We start from the raw sequence: 20,022 nt of genomic DNA on the forward strand, positions 1-20,022 counted from the left end.
TTCTTGAATCGATCTCGATGCGAATTATATCGGCCAACCTCAACGGCATCCGTTCCGCCGCCACCAAGGGCTTCTTCGACTGGCTGCCCACCCAGCATGCCGACGTCGTCTGCGTGCAGGAACTCAAGGCGCAGGCCGCCGACCTCAAGCCCGAATTCATCCAGTGCGACGGCCTCACCGGCACTTTTCACCACGCTGAGAAAAAAGGCTATAGCGGCGTCGGCGTCTACACACGCAAACAACCACAAAAAATCGTCGAAGGCCTCGGCATCCCGGAATTCGATGCCGAAGGCCGCTACATCGAGGCCGACTACGGCAAGCTGGCCGTCATCTCGCTCTACCAACCCTCCGGTTCCAGCAGCGAGGAACGCCAGCAGGCCAAGTACCGCTTCATGGATGTATTCTTCCCGCACCTCCAAGCGCTGATCAAATCCGGCCGCGAGATCGTCATCTGCGGCGACTGGAACATTGCGCACCAGGAAATCGACCTCAAGAACTGGAAATCCAACCAGAAGAACTCCGGCTTCCTGCCCGAAGAGCGCGCCTGGATGACCCGCCTGTTCGACGAACTCGGCTGGATCGATGTCTACCGCAGCCTCTATCCCGAGCACACCGGCGAGGCCTACACCTGGTGGAGCAACCGCGGCCAGGCGTATGCAAAGAATGTCGGCTGGCGCATCGACTACCAGATCGCCACCCCCGACATCGCCGCCAAGGCAACGTCCGCCAGCGTCTACAAGGACCAGCGCTTTTCCGACCACGCGCCGCTCATCGTCGATTACGATTACGCACCGTAACCCCGTCACAGAGGAAACAATCAATACAATCCAGGAGGGAGGAACGACATGGCAAAAAAGGAACTGCCCAGCATCGGCGGACAACCCTTCGAGGAACTCAAGCAGGTCAACGACCACGGCGCCGAGTACTGGAGTGCACGCGGCCTTCAGCCTCTGCTGGGTTACAGCCAGTGGCGGCGGTTTGAAGATGCCATCAAGCGCGCCCAAACCTCATGCGAACAGTCGGGCAACGACCCTGCCGACCATTTTGCCGGCGCCGGCAAAATGGTCGAGATCGGGTCGGGAAGCCAGCGAGCAGTAGAGGACTATCAACTGTCCCGCTTCGCCTGCTACCTCATCGCCCAGAACGGCGATCCGCGCAAACCTGAAATCGCCCAGGCCCAGAAATACTTTGCCATCCAGACCCGGCGCCAGGAATTATCCGAACAACTGGCCGCGGACGTCGAGCGACTGGAACTGCGCAAGCAGACCTCGGAAGAATTCAAGGCGCTCTCCGGCGCCGCCCAGCAGGCCGGCGTGCAAAGCCGCATGTTCGGCATTTTTCACGATGCCGGTTACAAAGGCCTCTACGGCGGTCTGGGCAACGAACAGATCAAGGCCAGGAAAGGCGTCCCAGCCAAAGAACAGCTGATGGACCGGATGAACGCCACCGAGCTTGCCGCCAACCAGTTCCGCATGACCCAGGCCCGCGACAAACTGGCACGTGAAGGCATCCGCGATCAACAGCAAGCCATCCGCGCCCACGAGCAAGTCGGCCAGGAAGTCCGCGCCGCCATCGAGCGCATCGGCGGCGAACGCCCCGAGAACATGCCCGCTGCCGAACCCATCAAGGACGTGGAAAAACGCATCAAGACCGCCACGCCCAAGCTGGAACTGGACGAGCGTGATGCGGGCGGTTTGCTGGGAAACAGCCCACCCGACAAGGGAACAAGTCAATAACCGCCATGCCGCTCTCCATCGATGTCGACCAGTTCCACGGCATCGAGATCGAGGAGTTCCCCGCCCAGATCGCCCAGGTCGCATTGTGGCTGGTCGACCACCAGATGAATCTCAGGGTAAGCGAGGAATTCGGCATGTATTTTGCCCGCATTCCGCTCAAGACCAGCCCGCACATCATCCACGGCAATGCGCTGACGCTCGACTGGAACAGCGTGCTGCCCGCGGAACGGGCGAGCCATGTCATGGGCAACCCGCCCTTCATTGGCCATCACTTGCAAAGTGAAGAACAAAAATCCTTACTTCGAAGCGAACTGCATGACGTTTCAGCCGCGGGGATGATGGATTTTGTAAGTGCCTGGTATGTAAAGGCTGCTCGCTACATCCGTAACACGAAGATCGAGGTTGCTTTCGTGGCCACAAACTCGATTACGCAGGGAGAGCAAGTCGGAATCTTGTGGTCTGCACTTCTCAAAGAGGGGATCCGCATCAACTTCGCGCACACAACATTCCGCTGGAGCAACGAGGCGCGTGGCAAGGCCGCTGTTTACTGCGTAATTATTGGTTTTGCCCAATTCGAACGCGATCAAAAAATCCTGTTCGAATATGACACACCGGATGCTGAACCGCATGCCCGCGTGGTCAGCCACATCAACCCCTATTTGATCGATGGACCAGACGTTCTGCTGGAAAACCGTAGCCAGCCTTTGGGGGATGTACCCACGATGATGTATGGAAGCAAGCCGACTGACGGCGGGAGCTTCCTCTTCTCAGAGCATGAGGCCAAGGAATTTCTAGTGCGCGAGCCCGCAGCACAGAAATTTATTCGTCCCTTCATCAGCGCACATGAATACCTTCATGGTGAAAAGCGGTTCGTGCTGTGGCTGGTCGACGCAAAGCCGGACGAAATCGCGAAATTGCCCACGATCAAACAGCGTATTGAAGCGGTTGTGGCCTTTCGGAAAGCTAGCAAGGCAAAGACGACACGGGATTATCCGTATCCAACACTGTTTCGTCAGGTAACCCAGCCACAGTCCAGCTACGTTCTTAATCCCGGGCCATACCTCCGAGAACCGCCGATATATTCCTTTCGGATTTTTTCCCAGCGACGTCATTGTTGGAAATAGTTGTTTTGCCTTGCCGGGAGCGACTCGGTTTCATTTCGGGGTCATCCAGTCATCCATGCACATGGCCTGGGTACGGTATACATGCGGGCGATTAGAGAGTCGTTATCGTTACTCAAAAGACATCGTCTACAACAACTTCCCCTGGCCCGACGCCCCGGCCGACAAAATCCGGCAGGCCATCGAAGCCGCCGCCCAGGCCGTGCTTGACGCCCGCGCACAATTCCCCGACGCCACGCTCGCCGACCTCTACGACCCGCTGACCATGCCACCCGCGCTGATGAAAGCGCACCACAAACTCGACGCGGTGGTGGACAAGGCCTATGGGGAAACCCGCTTCAAGTCCGACGCCGAGCGGGTGGCATTCCTGTTCGCGCGCTATCAGGCGTTGACCTCGCTGTTGCCGGTCGCCACTGTGAAGCGCAGCCGGAAGAAATCTGCCCTTACTTGAACTTGATCGGTTTGCTCACGCCCGACCGGGTCACGCTGTACATGACAGGTGGTTTGATTTGGGCGGCAAGTCTCTGGATTTTGTCGTAGAGACGGGTCACAAGATCGGCAGTTTCGGCCGCCGAGGCATTGCCGGCCGCAAGCACGAAAACGATGACGTTGTGCTCGCGAAAGGCTTCGAATTCGGTTGGGCGCCTGCGGATGTGCTTGTCGCGGGTCAGTACAATCCAGGCTTCCCGACCCGCAGCCGCCAGCCATTCCTCGTCGGGTGCATCGGGCGCAAACCGCTGGTGATGAGCTATATAATTTGCGCCGATCTTGTCCAGCGCCTCGCCCAGCAGACGGCTCCAGGCGCAGCGATCAACAAACAGGGGGATCGGCTCAGGCGGCGCGGCGCTGTTCGAAGCGGAGCGCTTCTTCGATTTCTTTTTCGTCAACGTTGTAGTCGAGCGCCATGTCTTCCAGCGAATCGCCAGCCTGGAAACGGTCGAAAATCACTTCGGTGGGTACGGCGAATTGAGTCAAAACGGGGCGCCCAAAAGATATGCGCGGATCGATGACCACGGATTTTGGCTGCTCCGCTGTGTGATCTGAAGTGCGGCTGTAAGGGAACAGCTTGATCGGGTTGCCCTGATTGTCGCGTTCAATGCGCGCGAGTGCGAGTTCGAATTCGCCGCGCAACGCCTCTTGTCCCTGACGTGACACGTTCAGCAGTTTGCTGGCCTGCTCGACAAAAAGATCGATGCCGTTGGTTTTGAACTGTCGATCGATCAGCGGCCTGTCCGCGCCCAACTGGCTACGCAAGTATTCGACACTGTCACGTACTTTGGGCAGGCTGACCCGATGCACACGCCGGATCGCAGCCAGAACATGCAATTCGCAAAGATTGGCAAACGAAAGTAATTTATTGCGCGTATCGGCCGCTCGAATGACTGCCTTGAAGCGCACGCTGCCATCATCCCGACGTGTCTGTCCAAAACTCCAGGCTTTCACTGTGGCGGGGGGCAAATTGAGGATGTACGCGGCTTCACTTGCCGGGTAGGCTGGCTTATCGAAAATGGTGGCCTTTTCTACGTGCTGAGTCATGGCGGCATCTTAGCCCAGGCGCAATGCTCAGTGGTAGCGCTTTTGCGCGACATGCCAGATTTGCAGGATTTCGACGGCTTCGCTGCCGACGCGGTAAGTCAGCAGGTAATTGCGGTGCAGCATCAGTTCGCGCGTGCCTTCGAGGTCGCCGCGCCGCCCGATGAAGGGATGCAGGGCCAAGTGCTCGGCGGTTTGCCTGAAGCCGGCCGCCAATGCGCGCGCCGCGTGCGGATTGTCCTCGATGAAGTCCAGAATCTGCCGCAGGTCGGCAAGCGCCGCGCGCGTCCATTCAAGCGTCATAGCGCCTGAAGAACTGCTCGACTTCGTCCACAGTGGCAAATTCGCCGCGGTCAGCGGCGGCAACGGCCTGTTTCAGCGCTACGACCTGCGGAACGCGCCAGTCGAGATAATCGGCCAGCGCATCGCTCGCCACACTGGCTTGGGGGCGGCCAACCAGTTGCGCGTAGCTTTCCAGCCGGGTTTTCAGTTCAGTGGGCAGGCGCACGTTGAACTGCGCGGTGTTCGCCGGGGACTTGGTTTCGGTGCTCATTGCGGGCTCCTTAAAATGGATACATCAATAGGCTAGCATGGCGCTATCATTGCGCCAAACCTGTCATCTGGCGGGAAATTCTGGCCTTTCGCACCCTTGGCTTGCGCTGCATCGCGGGCTAACATAACAACCGTTATAACCAACAAAAGTCTGCCATGCATGCCCTGAAACTCACCCAAATCGGCAATTCGGTCGGATTGATCCTGCCCAAGGAAGTGCTGGCGCGGTTGAAACTGGAAAAAGGCGACACGGTGTTTGTGACCGAAACGCCGGACGGCTTGGCGATACGCCCTTACGACCCCGCCTTCGAGGAACAGATGGACGCGGCACGTGCGATCATGAAAAAACGCCGTGCGGTGTTGCACGAGCTGGCAAAGTGAGCGGCTGGATCTGGCTCGACCGTGCGGTGCTGATCGCAGCGCACGACGAGCAATTGGCCGAACACGGTGGGGCAGCAGGATTTCGCTACGAAGGACTGTTCAATTCCGCGCTGGCGCGTCCGCTCAATTTGGCTGCTTACGAATCCCCCGATGCCTGCACACTCACTGCGTCGTATGCCGTTGCGGTGGCAAAGAACCACCCTTTTATCGACGGCAACAAGCGCACGGCTTTTGTTGCGATGGAATTGTTCCTACTGCTGAACGGCTACGATCTGAATGCTACCGACGCGGAATGCGTGCTCACCATGCTCGCTGTCGCCACCGGCGAATGGGATGAAACCACCCTTGCCAACTGGCTGCGCGATCACACTGCACCCCGCGCTTAACCGCCCACCCTTTCGCCTCACCATGCACACGTCCCACCCCTGGCTCAACGCCCTCAAGGTCTACGCCCACCCCCGCGTCGTCGGCATGCTGCTCCTCGGCTTTTCGGCCGGGCTGCCGCTGCTGCTGGTGCTGGGCACGCTGTCGTTCTGGCTGTCGGAGGCGGGCATTGCGCGGGCGACCATCGGGCATCTTTCCTGGGTGGGGCTGGCGTACGGCTTCAAGTTCCTGTGGTCGCCGCTGGTGGACCGGCTGCCGCTGCCCTTCCTGACGGCGCGACTGGGCAAGCGGCGGGCGTGGCTGCTGCTGTCGCAGGTCTGCATTGCCGCTGCGCTCTTGGGGATGGCGAACACCGACCCGGCGCAGAACCTGACGCACATGGTGTACCTGGCGCTGGCGGTGGCGTTCGCCTCGGCGACACAGGACATCGCGCTCGACGCCTACCGTATCGAGGCGGTTGAAATCGAGAAACAAGGGGCGATGGCGGCGACCTATCAGGCAGGCTATCGCATCGCGATGATTACCGCCGGCGCGGGCGCGCTGTGGATCGCGGCGGCCTTCGATCCGTCCGAGGCGACCTACGATTTCCGCCCCTGGCAGGTGGCGTACACGGTGATGGCGGCGCTGATGGCGGTCGGCATCCTCACCACGCTGACCATCCGCGAGCCGGAAAAGAAAATCTCCACCGTCACCACCGAGCGCGAAGCGCATACGCGGGAACGCTTCGCCGCCGCCGGATTGCACGGCTGGCTGCTGACCGCCACGGCGTGGGTCTACAGCGCGGTGCTGGCGCCCTTCATCGACTTCATCCAGCGCTACAAATGGCAGGCCGTGCTGATGCTGGCACTGATCGCCGTCTACCGCATCTCCGACGTGGTGATGGGAGTGATGAGCAACCCCTTCTACCAGGAAATGGGCTTCACCAAGGACGAGGTGGCGACCGTATCCAAGGTCTACGGCGTGGTCATGACCATTCTCGGCGCCGGTCTCGGTGGCCTGCTGGTGATGCGCATGGGCGTGATGCGCACGCTGTTCCTCGGCGCGGTGCTGTCGGCGGCGACCAACCTGCTGTTCGTGTGGCTGGCCGGGCGCGGCCACGACGTCGGTGCGCTGGTGTTCACGGTATCGGCGGACAATCTCTCTGCTGGCATCGCCTCAAGCGCCTTCGTCGCCTACCTGTCCAGCCTGGTGAACCAGGCCTATTCGGCCACGCAGTATGCGCTGTTCACCTCGGTGATGCTGCTCTTGCCCAAGTTCATCGCGGGCTTTTCCGGCGAATTCGTCGATGCCTTCGGCTGGGCGAGCTTCTTCACCGGGACTGCGCTGATCGGGGCGCCTGTTTTGCTGCTGGTCTGGCTGGTGGGGCGTCAACGACAACCGGGCTGATGTGCTAATCTTTTGCCATGCCAAATCTCGACGCCCTCACCCAACTGCCCCTGGCCGAACGTCTGGCCGCGATGGAGTCACTGTGGGATTCACTATGCCAGGACGATGCGGCCGAATTGAGCCCGCCCTGGCACGCTGCCGTGCTGGAAGAACGCCTGAGCGAACGGGAAGACGGCCAGCACCGTAACTGGCAATCCGCCAAAAACGCGCTGCGCAAGCTGACCGAGCGCTGAGTCCCGCCCATGCATGACGTGCGGATCGGCGTATCAGCCGAACGGGATCTGCTGGTCGGTTTCGACTTCTACGAGACCCAGGCCGCCGGACTCGGCCAGTATTTTCTCGACAGCCTATTCTCCGACATCGATGCGCTCGCGCTATACGCGAGCGTCCACCCCAAGCCCCTCGCGGGCCTGCATCGCAGCCTGTCCAAGCGTTTTCCTTTTGCGATTTATTACGATTTCGATGGCCACACCGCGATTGTTCTCGCCGTGCTCGACTGCCGTCGCAATCCCCGCTCGATACGCAGCACACTTGGCGCGCGTCGAGCCCGACCCAAACCATGATCGAATTTTCCCTCCTCACCGCCCTCCTCGCCGGCCTGCTCGGCGGGGTGCATTGCGTTGGCATGTGCGGCGGCATTGTCGCGGCGTTTTCCTTCCGCGCCGACGGCAGCTCGCCGCCGTTCCGCCTGCATCTGGCCTACAACCTGGGGCGGGTGTCGTCATATGCGATGTTCGGCGCGCTGGCCGGCGCGCTCGGCGCCTCGCTCAAACTGGCGGACTTCGCGCCGGTACAAATGCTGTTGTATGTGCTGGCGCAGGCCGTGATGATCCTGCTCGGCCTGTATCTGGCCGGGTTCAATCAGTGGGTGCTGGTTTTCGAGCGCGCCGGCGGCGCCGTGTGGCGGCGGGTGAAGCCGCTGTTCCAGAAGCTGCTGCCGGTGAGGTCGCTGCCGCAGGCCGTGCTGGCGGGGATGGCCTGGGGCTGGCTGCCGTGCGGACTGGTGTATTCGATCCTGGTGTCGGCGCTGGCGGCGGGCAGCCCTACCTCAGGCGCGGCGCTGATGCTGGCATTCGGCCTCGGCACCTTGCCGAACCTGCTGGGAATGGGCCTGTTCGCCCGGCAGATCCAGCCCTTCATGCAGCAGCTGTGGGTGCGCCGCGCGGCGGGGCTGACGGTGGCAGGCTTTGGCGTGTGGGGGCTGCTGACGCTGATTTATTCTGCGTTCTCGAAAACCTGATAGCGGGTTTTGCCGACGCGCAATTCATCCCAGCGCACAGGCCGGACGGCGTAGGCGCCGGTTGCCAATTCGGCACGGACACTCTCGGGGGTGCCTCCCCCGCTCACCATCAAGCGACCCGTTTGTTGCCACTGCTGACCACTTTGCGCATAAACAGCAGACCGGTAAGCATCCCCCTGCCACAACACCACGTCATCCTGACCATCATGATTGAGGTCGATCAGCAGCACCGTACAGCGCTGACGTGTTTGATGGCGCGCAAAACAGCTTTCCTTACGTTGCCAGGATTCCCATTTCCCCAGGTCCTGCCTGAGAAAATCCGTGAAGCCTGCGGGCAAAACTTTTTCGGCCGGGTAGACATCGACACGCTCGGCCAAGGCCGCAACCAGTTCATCCGGTTCATCGAACGCGTTGTCCCGGTAGCGATTGGCATTGTTGACCGCGTCCTCGGCCCGCAGCGCCAACTTGTCCGGCTTGCCATCCGGACCGCGCTGACGCCGTAGCTCGGCCAAAGCGTCGTAACCTGCACGTTCCTGCCGCGTCAGCGCCCGCACATCGAAATCGTCCGCCTGCACCTGCCCCGTATGCAAACGCACCATCTGGCTGGCAGTGGCCAGCCGGTTGGCGTCGAGCACAGGTGACAGCAGCAGGATGATGCCTGCGCTCATGATGAGTGAGGCCACGATATTGGCGGGGGCGATACCGGGCATCCAGCGTGATGGCGCCCCTGGCCGCAACGACAGCGTATAGCCGCCGCCATAAGCCAGCGCGACCACGACCGTCAACGCGCCCCAAATCCGATCCGGGGTAAGGCCATATTGCTGGATTCGCAACATCAGCGCCCACGCCGCCAGCCCGACGACCGCAAGCAACGCCGGCGCGGCAAACGGCAGCACGCGGCGGAGGATGGGGTGCAGCGGCGGCTCGCTTTGGCCATCCTGAAATGCCGAGTTGAAAAAGGTGATCCAGAACGCCGCAAACCAGAGCAGGAAAAATGCCGACAGGCCGCGCTCGAACAATTTGCCCACACCAGCGAAGCTGGTGAGCACGAATGCCACGCCTATCAGGCTGGCCAACGGCAGCAGCCACACGGTGAGCGTCAGCCAGTGGTTACGCAAGGTGACCGTGAACGCGGCACGGCGCAAACCGATGCGCAGGCCCAGTGCAATCGACAGGGTGGTGACGGGAATGGCGAACCAGGCTTTCTCTATCGTCTCTTTCGGCCACTCCACCCCGATCAGGTGAAACAGCTGCGCGCCCAGGCTCAACACCGCCCAGAACAGCCCGGTGAGCGCGCCTGCCTGAATGGTCACGACAGCATTGCGCCAGGCATGTTCAAACAGGCGTGGATAGTGCCAGCCGCCGAGCGTGGCATCTGGTGTCCCGCGTGCCCAGCCGGAGGTCAGCGGAACCAGCATGAAAACCAGCAAAGCCAGGCCGAGAAAAGCAGACGCCGGCGCCAACTGCAATCGTGTCGAATCCGGCAGAGGGAACGCCATCGCGCCCTGATACGCGCCCAGGCCAAAAACCAGCACGCCCACGCCCAGCAGCAGGCGGCGTAACGCGCGGCGATTCAAGGTATCGATCCCCCAGTACGCCACAAAAGGCAGCAGCAACGTACTCAACAATACGGCGTTGAACAGCCAGCCCCACTCCAGCGGCCACCATTTATCCTGGTGGCTTTTGTATAGCGCGTAGAGCACGCCTCCCTGCAAAAGGCCCAGCCAGGTGGGGAAACGGTGTACTGAGGATTCGGTCATGGTTTGGGACGTAAAAAAGCCCCGGAATCGGGGCGACGGGGAGGAATGGGTTACTTGTAGAACTTCTGGCTGAACTCCATCTCGCGCTTCGGCTCGCCTTCCGCTTCGATCGTGGCGGTGAATTTCAGGGTGTCGGGCGGGGTGACGCGGAATTCGCCCAGGTAATAAATCGCGCTGCCTTCCCTGACTTCGCGCAGAGTGATGTTGGCCAGCTGCTGGCTAGGGTTGGTGACGTAGACGGTGATCCTGGCCAGTACCGGCATCGGCACGCCGACCTGATTCTTCTTCAGTACCGATATCGTGACCAGTCCACGCGTCTTGCTGCGCTCGATCTTGTAGGCGCGTGCGACCTCGGGCAGCAGCTCGTCGGTGATCAGGGCATTGTAGTGAATTTCGAGCGGGCCGAATTTTTGCGAGATTTCGGCGTGGGCAACAGCCGTGACTGTGCATAGGAACAGGGTAGCAAGCAGGCGCTTCATGGTCTCTCTCCTTGTTGCGGACGATGTTGTTTTAATCCCGGATTGTTCATTAGCGCGAAATGCTTTGGATGGGTGCACTTCCGTGCACCTTCGAGCGCCAATCGGTGCACAGAGTGCACCCTACGCGCCATAAATCGTCTAATGAACAATCCAGGTTAATTGTAGGCGCTTATTGCAGCGTGGCGAGCCAGGCGCTCAGCGCGTCGAGCGCGCGACTGACCGCCAGATTGGCCGCCTGCGCGGCACCGGCCGCGTCATAGGTCGCCACCGGCACCCGCTGTTCGAACACATGGCGCCCCAGCAGGGTGCGCTGTTTCAGGTCGACCAGCTCGGCGCGCAGCACCAGACGCATCTGGCCCGGCGCGCTGGCAGCGTCGTGATAGAACTCGACCAGTTCGGTGTCCAGCAGCATGTCGCCGCGCACATAGCCGCCGGCGGCACTGACATTCCAGGCGCCTTGGCGGTCGAGCCGGGTGCGCATGAGGTCGGCGAAGCGCTTGCCGGGACGCTCGGTCCAGCGCGCGAACCGGTATTGGGAACGAGTGCCATCGCTGCGGCTGAAGACGATCTGCTCGCTGTCGTAAAAGCTGCCGGTGGTGGTATCGAGTACCAGCAAGGCCGGGGCGTCGGCGCGCAACGGGGCGGGATCGGTGGCGGGCACGGGGTCGTTCAGCACGTAATACACCACGGCGGGGATGTTGGTCTTTTCGCCAAAGTTGACGCAACCGGTCAGCATCAGGCTCAGCGCGGCAAGGAAAAGGGCGGGTTTCATGGCAGTTTTTCTCCGGGGCCGAGCTGCTGCTGGCCGGGACCGAACAGAATTTCGCGCGGGTTGGACAGGTGCTGCCCGGCAGTGGTGAGGGCGTCGGCGCTGGTGCGCACGTCGCGGCTGACGTTGGTCAGTTCCAGCGTGCTGGTTTCGGTGAGCTGCTGGATTTGCCCGGAAATCAGGCTGGCTTCGCGCTGCAGCTTTTCCATCGCGACGGTGGCCTCCTTCAGCGCGATGTCGGCGTTCTGGCCGATGCTGATGATGCTGCCTTCGGCACGGGTGGCAGCCTGGCTGATGCTGGCGCCGGCAAAGCGGAATTCATCGGAGGCATCGCGGATGCCCTGCACCACGGCGTCAAGGCTCTGCTTGTTGGCGGCCAGATGGCCGGACAACTCGTTGAGGTTGGCCAGCGTCTGGCTGATGGCGCGCTGGTTTTCGTCGGACAGCAAGGTGTTCATGCGTTCCAGCACCTGGGCACCGTTTTCCGCCATCCGGGACACCGCGGTGGCGACCTTGTCGATGTCGGAGCTGCCCTCGGCGATGACCGGGTAGCGTTCGCCCTGGGGCGCCGTGTCAAGCAAAGGTGCGTCGTTCGGGCCGTTGTTGATTTCAACCGATGCGATACCAGTCACCAGGTTGCGCTTGATGTAGGCCTCGGCGCCGACATGCACCGGCACACCCTCGTCGATGCGCGCATTGACGCTGACGGCTTCGTCTTTGCCCGTGGCAAAACGATAGCTATCGACCACGCCGACCTTGATCCCGCGCATCTTCACCGGGCTGCCGACCGCCAGCCCGTCGAGCGACTGCTGCTTGAAATAGAGCGTGTAGGTCTGGTAGGCGACGTGATCGGTCAGGCCCGATAGCCATACAATTGACAGGGTCATCAGCGCAGCCGCCGCCAGCACCAGGATGCCCACCAGGGTATAGCGACCTTCAGTTTCCATGCGTGGCTTCCTCTCCGGTTCGGGACACTGACACCCGTGCGGCGAAGTAATCGCGCAGCCACGGGTCGTCGATGGTTTTCAGTTCGGCCACCGTGCCGCTGCCCAGTACACGACCGTCCGACAGCACGATGACGCGATCGATAATCGAAAACAGTGTATCCAAGTCGTGGGTAACGAGGAATACGGTGAGGCCGAGGCTGTCGGCCAGCAGTCGGATCAGCGCATCGAAGGCGCGCGCCGAAGTCGGATCGAGGCCGGAGGTCGGCTCGTCCAGAAACAGCAGTTCGGGGTCGAGCGCCAGCGCGCGCGCCAGCGCCACCCGCTTGCGCATGCCGCCCGAGAGCTCGCTCGGGCGCTTTTTTGCGGCGTCCGGCGGCAGCCCGACCAGCGCGAGCTTCAGCCGCGCCAACTGGCGGCAGGTGGCGTGCGGCAGGTCGGTATGCTCGAACAGCGGGGTGGCGACGTTGTCCTCCACATTCATCGAGGAAAACAGCGCGCCGTCCTGGAACAGCACGCCAAAGCGCTGGCGTAGCCGGTTCATCTGCTCGGGCGTACAGTCCAGGACCGACTGTCCAAACAGCTCGATGCGGCCGCCCTGCGGCTTCAGCAGGCCGATGATTTCGCGCAGCAGCACCGACTTGCCGGAGCCGCTGCCGCCGATCAGCGCAATCACTTCGCCGCGCGCAACGGAAAGATTCAGATCGCGATGAATGCTGTGCCCGCCCAGCGTGGTGACGAGGCCGCGAACGTCGATGACGGTTTCTGTCATCAGATCCCAAACTTCACGAACATGACGGCAAAAATGGCGTTGAGGATGATGATGGCGACCAGGCTCTGCACCACGGTAGAGGTGGTATGGGCGCCGACGCTGCGCGCGTCGCGACTGACCGACAGCCCCATGCGGCAGGCGATGAGCGCGATGAACATGGCGAACACCGGCGCCTTGCCCAGCCCCACCAGCAGGGTTTTCAGATCGAGCACGTCAACCACCCGATCCATGAACATGGAATAGGAAATACCCAGCTGCTGCTGCGTCACCAGCATGCCACCGGCCATCCCGGCGATGTCGCCGATGAATACCAGCAGCGGCAGAGCCAGCAGCAGGGCAAGGATGCGCGGGATCACCAGCACCGCCAGCGGCGACAGGCCGAGCGTGGCGATGGCATCGATTTCCTCGGTCACCTTCATGGTACCGATCTGCGCGGTGATGGCGGCGCCGGTGCGCCCCGCCACCAGGACGGCGACGATGACCGGCGAAATCTCGCGCAGGATCGCCAGCAGCAAGCCGTCGACGACGAAGATGTTGGCGCCGTATTGCTGCGCCTGATCCCCCAGCAGGTAGGCGAACACCACGCCGAGCAGGAACAGCATGCCGATCACGATGGGGATCGCGCCGACGAACACCGTGCGTACCTGGGCACCGAATTCGCGCCAGCGCCAGCGCTCCGGACGCGGCAGCAGCGCCATCAATTCGATGGCCAGGCGACCGACGAAATCGAGCAGGCCGACCACGTGTCCCCCCATCACCAGGCTGCCGCGCCCGATGAGGGCGAGCATGCCTTCGCTGCGCGGCTCGGGGTGCGCAGTGGTGGCCGCGCTGTGCTGCGCCACCAGCTTGAACATCGCCAGATGCCGCGGCTGAAAGCCGCGCAGTTCGGGCATCGGATCGCTGGCCTGCGGGCGCGCGACGGCCAGCAGCAGCCACGCGCCGTTGGTATCAAGCCGGGTGACGCCGGCGCCGTCGAGGATGCGCACCGACTTGCCGGCCAGCTTCGGCAGCGCGGACGCGGCATCGGCCTGCCAGGCGCCGCTGGCGATCAGCACGCCCTGCGCTTCGTCGAAGTGCGCGCTTGCCGCCGTCATGCGAGATTGAGCGGATTGCCGGGGTCGACGCCCGGCATGAAGGGCAGGCCGCGCTCGCGGTGAGTGACCTGATAGACGCAGCCGACCCAGTTGCCGATCACCGCCTCGGCGGTATCGTGCCAGGTGTTGTCGAGCAACGGCAGCAGGAGGGGTTCGGGGAAGGCCAGCGTCTCGCCCGCCTGCGTGCGGCTGCCGAATTCGACCAGCAGCGCCTGCGCCTGGCGGTCGAAGTAGCGCGCAGGAAACGGCGGCAACGCGGGCAGCTTGCCGCCCGCGGCCAGCAGCAGGTCGCGCTTGTATTCCTTCAGCAGCGACACCGTGTCGTATTCGGGATGGCCCTGGAAAAACACGGTGCGCAGGCCGTCGTGGCTCACCGCCAGATGCACGCCGGCTGTTGCGCTTTCGACCAGCACCTTGAGCCCGGCCGCCTCGAACTGCGCGTGTGAGACGTCGTTCCAGCGCGAATGCGGCACGTCGAAGCGGGTGTTGACGTCGGCCACCAGCGGATGGCGGCCGTCGGTGACGCGGTGCTCGAACACGCCCCAGATCTTGCGGGGCTGCTTCACCCGCGTCTGGCCGTGGCGGAACTGCATCACCGCATGGGTGGCGAGACACGAGCACAGGGTTGAGGTGATATTGTCCCAGGCCCAGTCGATCACCCCGATCAGCGGCTGCCAGAACGGCTCGTCGGCGAGGCTGGGATGGCTGACGTTGGCGCCGGTGATGATGAGCGCATCCAGCCCCTTCTCGCGAATGGCGTCGAAGGGTTCGTAATACTGCGCGATGTGCGCCTGTGCCGCCGCGCCGCGTGGCAGCGTCGGCAGGGTGAAGGGGTGCATGTAGAACTGCGCGATCGGGTTGGATTCGCCGACCAGCCGGTAGAACTGCCGTTCGGTCGCCTCCAGCGCCGCATCCGGCATCATGTTCAGGAGGCCGACATGCAGTTCGCGGATTTCCTGGTTGGCCGCACGCTCGGTCGACAGCACCGTGATGCCGTCGCGGCGCAGGCGGTCGAAGGTGGGCAGGGCGTTATGTGCGACCAGCGGCATGATTACGCCTCACGCCTCACGCCTGACGCCTCACCTTTCCTGGCAATCGCGGTTTCCAGCAGCGCCAGAAAATCGCGCTCGTCGCGCACCTGCGCCACCTCCTGCGAAGTCACGGTGTAGCCGTGCGGGCCGGCGATCGCCTCGTAGCGCGGAATGCGCGAGTGGAACAGGCGCGGGAACACCCAGCGCGCGAAATCGTCCGGCTCGACCTGGGCGACGTATTCGATGCCCTTTTCCCGCAGGTAGACCGGCAACTGCTCGGCGAGAAAAGCCGGGCGGAAATAGAGCGGCTTGGGATCGGACTGCGCGCGGTGGATCAGCGTGTCCTCTTCCTCACGCGAGGTGGTCTGGATGTAAAGGATCAGCGTGTGTTCGGCCAGCAACTCGACCACGCCGGGCTCGTCCAGCTCGCACAGGCTGCCGCCGACGTCGTTGACGAAGTGCGGGTAGCCGTAGACTTCCTGCCCCTTGCGGATGAAGCCCGGGACATCGTGCATGGCGGCGATCTCGGCATCGCGATAGGCGGCCTGCCGGCGCGAGAACTCGTCCAGCGGCAGCCCGTCCCACTGTGGCCCGCCGAGCTTGCCGACGAAAGTGAGCACCGGCCCGAGGTCGTGGATCTTGATGTTGTTCTTGATGTCGATCCAGTCGCGCCGCAGCAGGTCGCGCAAAAACGGCATCTGCATCGCCTGGTGCTTGATGATGTCCAGGATCGGTTCGTCGAGGTAGCGCGTGCCGATGCGGTAGTCGCCGGAGAAGTGGAACCAGTCGTGGCCACGCAGCATGCGCGAGATGTGTGTCTTGCCGACGCCGGACATGCCGAGCAGGGTAATGCGCTTGGTCGGCCAGGCGCGAAAGGAATCGAGGGTGAAGTGCATGGAAGGCGTTTTCATGGAATCAGCGCGAAGCCTACCTAAAAGCCGTGCAATTAAAAAGGCCGGCGCATGCAGCCGGGTGGCGAGTTTGTTCCACGTGGCCGCGGGTCTACATTGAGTATGAGTGCTTTCCCGCTGCAATGGCGAAACCGGATGCGCAGCCATCGACGATGGGCGTGATCGACGTTCTGGTCTCGCGGCCCGGTGCACCCACCCGCGCGCGTCAGGCAGATTGCCGGAATGCCGGACGAAATCCGCCAGGCACAGCACAGTTGAAAGCATAGCCACGAAAGGAGATACGTCCATGGAATTGACGTCGAGTGCATTTTCCCCGCTGGGGGATATCCCGAGCCGCTACACCTGCGACGGCCAGGATCAGTCGCCACCCCTGGCGTGGTCGGGCGTGCCGGCCGGAACGAAAAGCCTGGCGCTGGTGGTGGACGACCCCGACGCCCCCGACCCGGCCGCGCCCAAAATGACCTGGGTGCACTGGGTGGTATACAACATCCTGCCCGCCACGACGGGATTCGAGGCCGGCGCACAGCTGCCGGCAGGCACGCGCCAGGGCCTCAACGACGGCAAGCGGGAAGGCTACGGCGGCCCCTGCCCGCCCATCGGCCGCCATCGCTACGTCCACAAGCTGTACGCGCTCGACACCGTCCTCCCGGCCCTGCACCCGGCGACCAAAACCAGCCTGGAACAGGCGATGCAGGGGCACATCCTGGATCGCTGCGAACTGGTTGGGTATTACCGGAAGAAACGCTAAGCCGTAGCGCGTTGCCCTCATAATATGGCCGCATAAGCTCACCCAACGCCGCCATGACTGCCCCCCGCCTGCCCATCCTGTCCCTGCTCGAAACCCGCGTCCTCGGCGTGCTGTGCGAGAAGCAGCACACCGTGCCCGACACCTATCCGCTGTCGCTCAATGCCCTGGTGGCCGGCTGCAACCAGAAGACCAGCCGCCATCCCGTCATCGAAGTCAGCGAGGCCGAGGTGCTGTCCGCCATCGACAGCCTCAAGGGCCCGGCCCTGATCGTCGAAACCAGCGGCGGCCGCGTCACCCGTTACGCCCACAACATGGAGCGGGGCCTGCGCCTGCCCTCGCAATCCATCGCCCTGCTCACCGCGCTCATGCTGCGCGGCCCGCAGACCGCGGGCGAGTTGCGTACCAACAGCGAGCGCCTGCACCGCTTCGCCGACATCTCGGCGGTGGAAGGCTTCCTGCAGGAACTGGCCGAACGCCCGGAAGGCACCATGACGGTCGAGCTGCCGCGCCAGCCCGGCGCGCGCGAAAACCGCTGGGCTCACCTGCTTTCCGGCGCCCCCGCCGTCGAGGAAACCCCGGCAGCGGCGTCCTCGACGCCCGCCACCGACGTCACCGTGGGCGAGATTGCCGCGCTCAAGGCCAACGTGGCGCGGCTGGAGGCAGAGGTCGACGCGCTTAAAGGCCTGGTGGGCAAACTGTGCGCAGAACTCGGCATTGCGGGCTGAGCAAGACCCGGCACCCAGCCCGTGCGACCGCTGCCGAATTGATAACGCATCGATCAGTACTGCACCACCGCCGGATCCAGGCTGCGCCACAGATACCAGGTAGCGACGGTGCGCCAGGGCGCGTGGCGTTCGCCGTGCTGGCGCAGGCTTTTGGGCGTGGGACGTTCGCCGCCCAGGTAATGCAGGGCGACGGCCTTTTGCAGGCCGATGTCGTCAACCGGCCAGACGTCGGGACGACGCAGGCTGAAGATGAGGAACATCTCGGCGGTCCAGCGGCCGATGCCGCGCACGTCGACGAGCTCGGCAATCACGGCCTCGTCTTCCATTTCTTTCCAGCGCGCCGGCTCGATACGGCCGTCGGTGAAATGCCCCGCGAGGTCGACCAGATATTCCGCCTTGCGGCGCGACAGGCCGCAAGCGGCCAGCGCGGCCAGCTCAAGCGTCGCGATGCGTTCGGGGCTGACGGTCTGCGCGTAGCCCGCGAAGCGCCCCCACACGCTGTCGGCGGCCTTGACCGAGATCTGCTGGCCGACGATGGCGCGCGCCAGGGTCTGGAACGGATCGCCGCGGTTGCCGAGCACGCAATCGGGATAGCGCGCGATGAGCGCTGCCATCACCGGATCGGCGGCGGCGAGTTCGGCGCAGGCGGTTTGCCAGTAGGCGGGTGGGAGAGGTTTCACTGAAAATCTTTTTATCCGCGAAGGACGTGAAGGGGCGCGAAGAAAAACAGGGGAATATGAGAAACACCAGGGAAGCGTTGATTATTCGATATGGCTGTCATTGCGGGCGCAGCGAAGCAATCCAGCGATTTGATTAAGCGGGCATTTCTGGATTGCCCTAAAGGACTCCAATCCACTATGGGCTGAAGCCCATGTGGAATCGTATGCCGCGTCGCTGCGCTCCTCGCAATGACAAATTAATCAGCGCTTCCCTGGGTTTTCCCTTCGTGTTTCTTCGCATCCTTCGCGGACAGGTTTTTCCCGAATCACAACAAAATAATATCGTACTGCTCCTGCGGATAGGTGGTCTCGACCTGCATCGACACCGGTTTGCCGATGAAATCGATGAGTTGGGCAAGACTGCCGGATTCTTCGTCGAGGAACAGGTCGATCACGCCCTGCGAAGCGACGATGCGGTATTCGCGCGCGTCGAACTGGCGCGCCTCGCGCAGGATCTCGCGCAGCACGTCGTAGCACACGGTCTGCGCGGTCCGGATTTCGCCGCGTCCGGCGCAGGTAGGGCAGGGTTCGCACAGGATGTGCGCCAGCGACTCACGGGTGCGCTTGCGCGTCATTTCCACCAGTCCCAGCGCGGAGAAGCCACTGACGGTGGTGCGGGTGGGGTCGCGCGCCAAAGTTTTTTTCAGCTCGGTGAGCACCGCTTCCTGGTGCCCGACGTTGTCCATGTCGATGAAGTCGATGATGACGATGCCGCCGAGGTTACGCAGGCGCAGCTGGCGCGCGATGGCTTGCGCGGCTTCGAGGTTGGTCTTGAAGATGGTGTCGTCGAAGTTACGCGCACCGACGAAGCCGCCGGTGTTGACGTCGACGGTGGTCAGCGCTTCGGTCTGGTCGATGATGAGGTAGCCGCCTGATTTGAGGTCGACGCGCCGCCCCAGCGCCTTGGCGATTTCGTCCTCGATGGCATGCAGGTCGAACAGCGGCCGGTCGGCGCCGTAATGCTGAAGCTTGTCGAGCACGGCAACCGTATAGTTCTGCGCGAATTCGGCCATGCGCTGATAGGTTTCGCGCGAGTCGATGAGGATGCGGCTGGTGTCGCGACTGACGAAATCGCGCAGCACACGTAGCGACAGGTCGAGATCCTGATACAGCAGGCACGGTGCCTCGCAGTTGCCGCGCGACTGGATGCTGCTCCACAGCCGCCGCAGGTAGTCGATGTCGGCCTGCATTTCGGCGTCTTCCGCGGTCTCGGCCATGGTGCGCACGATGAAGCCGCCGGTGGCGTCTTCCGGCATCAGCCGATGCAGTTTCTGGCGCAGCTGCTCGCGCTCTTCCTCGCCTTCGATCTTCTGCGAAATGCCGATGTGGCTTTCCTGCGGCAGATATACCAGATAGCGCCCGGCGAAGCTGATCTGGGTGGACAGCCGCGCACCCTTGGTGCCGAGCGGGTCCTTGATCACCTGCACCATCAGACTCTGGCTCTCATGCAGGATCTGCTCGATCGGGCGCTCGGGTTCGGCACCGTGACGCTCTTCCCAGATGTCGGCAACATGCAGGAAGGCTGCACGTTCCAGGCCGATGTCGATGAAGGCCGACTGCATGCCCGGCAGCACGCGCACCACACGCCCCATGTAGAGGTTGCTCACCAGCCCGCGGCACTGCGCGCGCTCGATGTGCAGTTCCTGCACCGAGCCCAGATGCAGCACGGCGACGCGGGTCTCCTGCGGGGTGACGTTGACGAGGATTTCTTCGCTCATGACGGAATGGCCCGCAATA

At 62.8% G+C, this 20,022-nt stretch carries 26 protein-coding genes; 12 read left to right on the plus strand and 14 right to left on the minus strand.

Features of this window, described 5'->3' with window-relative positions:
* The first annotated feature begins 17 nt into the window (after positions 1-17).
* From ACZ41T_RS06675 to ACZ41T_RS06690, 4 genes are read left to right on the plus strand one after another with little or no spacing between them, the layout of a single operon-like run.
* Complete coding sequence (locus ACZ41T_RS06675) at positions 18-797, plus strand: exodeoxyribonuclease III (protein ID WP_464923692.1); 780 nt, start codon at positions 18-20, stop codon at positions 795-797.
* A 48-nt stretch (positions 798-845) separates the two neighbouring features.
* Complete coding sequence (gene dinD, locus ACZ41T_RS06680) at positions 846-1,736, plus strand: DNA damage-inducible protein D (RefSeq protein ID WP_464923693.1); 891 nt, start codon at positions 846-848, stop codon at positions 1,734-1,736.
* Between the two features lie 5 nt (positions 1,737-1,741).
* Positions 1,742-2,860 (plus strand): DNA methyltransferase, encoded by a 1,119-nt coding sequence (locus ACZ41T_RS06685; RefSeq protein WP_464923694.1) that lies wholly within the window; start codon positions 1,742-1,744, stop codon positions 2,858-2,860.
* Complete coding sequence (locus ACZ41T_RS06690; protein WP_464923935.1) at positions 2,817-3,308, plus strand: type IIL restriction-modification enzyme MmeI; 492 nt, start codon at positions 2,817-2,819, stop codon at positions 3,306-3,308. The genes ACZ41T_RS06685 and ACZ41T_RS06690 overlap by 44 nt, the downstream gene beginning before the upstream one ends.
* Here ACZ41T_RS06690 and ACZ41T_RS06695 read toward each other — a convergent pair.
* Genes ACZ41T_RS06695 through ACZ41T_RS06710 form a run of 4 tightly spaced genes read right to left on the minus strand, consistent with a single transcriptional unit; the run spans position 3,301 to position 4,943 of the window.
* Positions 3,301-3,744 carry a DUF5615 family PIN-like protein gene (locus ACZ41T_RS06695; protein WP_464923695.1) on the minus strand — a complete coding sequence of 148 codons (444 nt, stop codon included), beginning with the start codon at positions 3,742-3,744 and terminating at the stop codon, positions 3,301-3,303. The genes ACZ41T_RS06690 and ACZ41T_RS06695 overlap by 8 nt on opposite strands.
* Complete coding sequence (locus tag ACZ41T_RS06700) at positions 3,689-4,393, minus strand: DUF433 domain-containing protein (protein WP_464923696.1); 705 nt, start codon at positions 4,391-4,393, stop codon at positions 3,689-3,691. Before ACZ41T_RS06700 ends, ACZ41T_RS06695 begins: the two co-directional genes overlap by 56 nt.
* 27 nt (positions 4,394-4,420) lie before the next feature.
* Positions 4,421-4,693 (minus strand): type II toxin-antitoxin system RelE/ParE family toxin, encoded by a 273-nt coding sequence (locus ACZ41T_RS06705; RefSeq protein WP_464923697.1) that lies wholly within the window; start codon positions 4,691-4,693, stop codon positions 4,421-4,423.
* Entirely contained in the window at positions 4,683-4,943 is a 261-nt protein-coding gene (locus tag ACZ41T_RS06710; RefSeq protein WP_464923698.1) for a CopG family ribbon-helix-helix protein, read from the minus strand. The genes ACZ41T_RS06705 and ACZ41T_RS06710 overlap by 11 nt, the downstream gene beginning before the upstream one ends.
* 155 nt (positions 4,944-5,098) lie before the next feature.
* Between ACZ41T_RS06710 and ACZ41T_RS06715 the strand changes: the two genes are divergently transcribed.
* From ACZ41T_RS06715 to ACZ41T_RS06740, 6 genes are read left to right on the plus strand one after another with little or no spacing between them, the layout of a single operon-like run.
* Positions 5,099-5,323 carry an AbrB/MazE/SpoVT family DNA-binding domain-containing protein gene (locus ACZ41T_RS06715; RefSeq protein WP_464923699.1) on the plus strand — a complete coding sequence of 75 codons (225 nt, stop codon included), beginning with the start codon at positions 5,099-5,101 and terminating at the stop codon, positions 5,321-5,323.
* Positions 5,320-5,709 (plus strand): type II toxin-antitoxin system death-on-curing family toxin, encoded by a 390-nt coding sequence (locus tag ACZ41T_RS06720; protein ID WP_464923700.1) that lies wholly within the window; start codon positions 5,320-5,322, stop codon positions 5,707-5,709. The genes ACZ41T_RS06715 and ACZ41T_RS06720 overlap by 4 nt, the downstream gene beginning before the upstream one ends.
* Positions 5,710-5,731: 22 nt before the next feature.
* A complete protein-coding gene (locus ACZ41T_RS06725) occupies positions 5,732-7,093 on the plus strand; it encodes an AmpG family muropeptide MFS transporter (RefSeq protein WP_464923701.1) in 1,362 nt (453 codons plus the stop codon).
* Between the two features lie 17 nt (positions 7,094-7,110).
* Positions 7,111-7,326: an addiction module protein gene (locus ACZ41T_RS06730; RefSeq protein ID WP_464923702.1), complete on the plus strand. Its 216-nt coding sequence runs from the start codon at positions 7,111-7,113 to the stop codon at positions 7,324-7,326.
* Positions 7,327-7,335: 9 nt separating this feature from the next.
* Complete coding sequence (locus tag ACZ41T_RS06735; protein ID WP_464923703.1) at positions 7,336-7,656, plus strand: type II toxin-antitoxin system RelE/ParE family toxin; 321 nt, start codon at positions 7,336-7,338, stop codon at positions 7,654-7,656.
* On the plus strand, positions 7,653-8,333 hold the full coding sequence (locus ACZ41T_RS06740; protein WP_464923704.1) for a sulfite exporter TauE/SafE family protein: 681 nt from the start codon (positions 7,653-7,655) through the stop codon (positions 8,331-8,333). Before ACZ41T_RS06735 ends, ACZ41T_RS06740 begins: the two co-directional genes overlap by 4 nt.
* On the opposite strand, the gene ACZ41T_RS06745 is transcribed toward ACZ41T_RS06740, so the two are convergent.
* The 8 genes from ACZ41T_RS06745 to ACZ41T_RS06780 all read right to left on the minus strand — a co-directional run bounded on the left by ACZ41T_RS06745 (position 8,309) and on the right by ACZ41T_RS06780 (position 16,093).
* Positions 8,309-10,093: a hypothetical protein gene (locus ACZ41T_RS06745; RefSeq protein WP_464923705.1), complete on the minus strand. Its 1,785-nt coding sequence runs from the start codon at positions 10,091-10,093 to the stop codon at positions 8,309-8,311. The two genes, ACZ41T_RS06740 and ACZ41T_RS06745, sit on opposite strands and share 25 nt — an antisense overlap.
* Positions 10,094-10,143: 50 nt before the next feature.
* Entirely contained in the window at positions 10,144-10,572 is a 429-nt protein-coding gene (locus ACZ41T_RS06750; protein WP_464923706.1) for a DUF4426 domain-containing protein, read from the minus strand.
* Between the two features lie 169 nt (positions 10,573-10,741).
* Positions 10,742-11,344, minus strand: coding sequence for an ABC-type transport auxiliary lipoprotein family protein (locus tag ACZ41T_RS06755; protein WP_464923707.1), 603 nt, complete (start codon positions 11,342-11,344; stop codon positions 10,742-10,744).
* A complete protein-coding gene (locus ACZ41T_RS06760) occupies positions 11,341-12,288 on the minus strand; it encodes an MlaD family protein (RefSeq protein WP_464923708.1) in 948 nt (315 codons plus the stop codon). Before ACZ41T_RS06760 ends, ACZ41T_RS06755 begins: the two co-directional genes overlap by 4 nt.
* The gene (locus tag ACZ41T_RS06765; RefSeq protein ID WP_464923709.1) at positions 12,278-13,057 is read right to left on the minus strand and encodes an ABC transporter ATP-binding protein; all 780 of its coding nucleotides are present in this window, start codon (positions 13,055-13,057) and stop codon (positions 12,278-12,280) included. The genes ACZ41T_RS06760 and ACZ41T_RS06765 overlap by 11 nt, the downstream gene beginning before the upstream one ends.
* Complete coding sequence (locus ACZ41T_RS06770) at positions 13,057-14,151, minus strand: MlaE family ABC transporter permease (RefSeq protein WP_464923710.1); 1,095 nt, start codon at positions 14,149-14,151, stop codon at positions 13,057-13,059. The genes ACZ41T_RS06765 and ACZ41T_RS06770 overlap by 1 nt, the downstream gene beginning before the upstream one ends.
* Positions 14,148-15,200 (minus strand): homoserine O-succinyltransferase MetA, encoded by a 1,053-nt coding sequence (gene metA / locus ACZ41T_RS06775; protein ID WP_464923711.1) that lies wholly within the window; start codon positions 15,198-15,200, stop codon positions 14,148-14,150. The genes ACZ41T_RS06770 and metA overlap by 4 nt, the downstream gene beginning before the upstream one ends.
* Before the next feature lie 2 nt (positions 15,201-15,202).
* The gene (locus ACZ41T_RS06780) at positions 15,203-16,093 is read right to left on the minus strand and encodes an ATPase (protein WP_464923712.1); all 891 of its coding nucleotides are present in this window, start codon (positions 16,091-16,093) and stop codon (positions 15,203-15,205) included.
* 286 nt (positions 16,094-16,379) lie between these two features.
* Between ACZ41T_RS06780 and ACZ41T_RS06785 the strand changes: the two genes are divergently transcribed.
* Positions 16,380-16,841, plus strand: a complete 462-nt coding sequence (locus tag ACZ41T_RS06785) for a YbhB/YbcL family Raf kinase inhibitor-like protein (protein ID WP_464923713.1) — start codon at positions 16,380-16,382, stop codon at positions 16,839-16,841.
* 53 nt (positions 16,842-16,894) lie between these two features.
* Positions 16,895-17,566 carry a YceH family protein gene (locus ACZ41T_RS06790; protein ID WP_464923714.1) on the plus strand — a complete coding sequence of 224 codons (672 nt, stop codon included), beginning with the start codon at positions 16,895-16,897 and terminating at the stop codon, positions 17,564-17,566.
* 53 nt (positions 17,567-17,619) lie between these two features.
* Here the strand turns inward: ACZ41T_RS06790 and ACZ41T_RS06795 are convergent, their stop codons facing one another.
* Together ACZ41T_RS06795 and rng are read right to left on the minus strand one after the other, a co-directional pair.
* Complete coding sequence (locus ACZ41T_RS06795; protein ID WP_464923715.1) at positions 17,620-18,246, minus strand: DNA-3-methyladenine glycosylase family protein; 627 nt, start codon at positions 18,244-18,246, stop codon at positions 17,620-17,622.
* 305 nt (positions 18,247-18,551) lie between these two features.
* Entirely contained in the window at positions 18,552-20,003 is a 1,452-nt protein-coding gene (gene rng, locus ACZ41T_RS06800; protein WP_464923716.1) for a ribonuclease G, read from the minus strand.
* Between the last annotated feature and the right edge of the window lie 19 nt (positions 20,004-20,022).

This window comes from Thiobacillus thiophilus (assembly GCF_055378705.1).

Excerpts from the sequence above, each read along its gene's own strand:
- ACZ41T_RS06785 (WP_464923713.1), top strand. The coding sequence starts at position 16,380 with ATGGAATTGACGTCGAGTGCATTTTCCCCGCTGGGGGATATCCCGAGC.
- ACZ41T_RS06750 (WP_464923706.1), bottom strand. The coding sequence starts at position 10,572 with ATGAAGCGCCTGCTTGCTACCCTGTTCCTATGCACAGTCACGGCTGTT.
- ACZ41T_RS06675 (WP_464923692.1), top strand. The coding sequence starts at position 18 with ATGCGAATTATATCGGCCAACCTCAACGGCATCCGTTCCGCCGCCACC.
- ACZ41T_RS06710 (WP_464923698.1), bottom strand. The coding sequence starts at position 4,943 with ATGAGCACCGAAACCAAGTCCCCGGCGAACACCGCGCAGTTCAACGTG.
- ACZ41T_RS06725 (WP_464923701.1), top strand. The coding sequence starts at position 5,732 with ATGCACACGTCCCACCCCTGGCTCAACGCCCTCAAGGTCTACGCCCAC.
- rng (WP_464923716.1), bottom strand. The coding sequence starts at position 20,003 with ATGAGCGAAGAAATCCTCGTCAACGTCACCCCGCAGGAGACCCGCGTC.
- ACZ41T_RS06755 (WP_464923707.1), bottom strand. The coding sequence starts at position 11,344 with ATGAAACCCGCCCTTTTCCTTGCCGCGCTGAGCCTGATGCTGACCGGT.
- ACZ41T_RS06715 (WP_464923699.1), top strand. The coding sequence starts at position 5,099 with ATGCATGCCCTGAAACTCACCCAAATCGGCAATTCGGTCGGATTGATC.
- ACZ41T_RS06740 (WP_464923704.1), top strand. The coding sequence starts at position 7,653 with ATGATCGAATTTTCCCTCCTCACCGCCCTCCTCGCCGGCCTGCTCGGC.
- ACZ41T_RS06685 (WP_464923694.1), top strand. The coding sequence starts at position 1,742 with ATGCCGCTCTCCATCGATGTCGACCAGTTCCACGGCATCGAGATCGAG.
- ACZ41T_RS06700 (WP_464923696.1), bottom strand. The coding sequence starts at position 4,393 with ATGACTCAGCACGTAGAAAAGGCCACCATTTTCGATAAGCCAGCCTAC.
- ACZ41T_RS06745 (WP_464923705.1), bottom strand. The coding sequence starts at position 10,093 with ATGACCGAATCCTCAGTACACCGTTTCCCCACCTGGCTGGGCCTTTTG.
- metA (WP_464923711.1), bottom strand. The coding sequence starts at position 15,200 with ATGCCGCTGGTCGCACATAACGCCCTGCCCACCTTCGACCGCCTGCGC.
- ACZ41T_RS06790 (WP_464923714.1), top strand. The coding sequence starts at position 16,895 with ATGACTGCCCCCCGCCTGCCCATCCTGTCCCTGCTCGAAACCCGCGTC.
- ACZ41T_RS06705 (WP_464923697.1), bottom strand. The coding sequence starts at position 4,693 with ATGACGCTTGAATGGACGCGCGCGGCGCTTGCCGACCTGCGGCAGATT.
- ACZ41T_RS06760 (WP_464923708.1), bottom strand. The coding sequence starts at position 12,288 with ATGGAAACTGAAGGTCGCTATACCCTGGTGGGCATCCTGGTGCTGGCG.
- ACZ41T_RS06780 (WP_464923712.1), bottom strand. The coding sequence starts at position 16,093 with ATGAAAACGCCTTCCATGCACTTCACCCTCGATTCCTTTCGCGCCTGG.
- ACZ41T_RS06730 (WP_464923702.1), top strand. The coding sequence starts at position 7,111 with ATGCCAAATCTCGACGCCCTCACCCAACTGCCCCTGGCCGAACGTCTG.
- ACZ41T_RS06735 (WP_464923703.1), top strand. The coding sequence starts at position 7,336 with ATGCATGACGTGCGGATCGGCGTATCAGCCGAACGGGATCTGCTGGTC.
- ACZ41T_RS06770 (WP_464923710.1), bottom strand. The coding sequence starts at position 14,151 with ATGACGGCGGCAAGCGCGCACTTCGACGAAGCGCAGGGCGTGCTGATC.
- ACZ41T_RS06765 (WP_464923709.1), bottom strand. The coding sequence starts at position 13,057 with ATGACAGAAACCGTCATCGACGTTCGCGGCCTCGTCACCACGCTGGGC.
- dinD (WP_464923693.1), top strand. The coding sequence starts at position 846 with ATGGCAAAAAAGGAACTGCCCAGCATCGGCGGACAACCCTTCGAGGAA.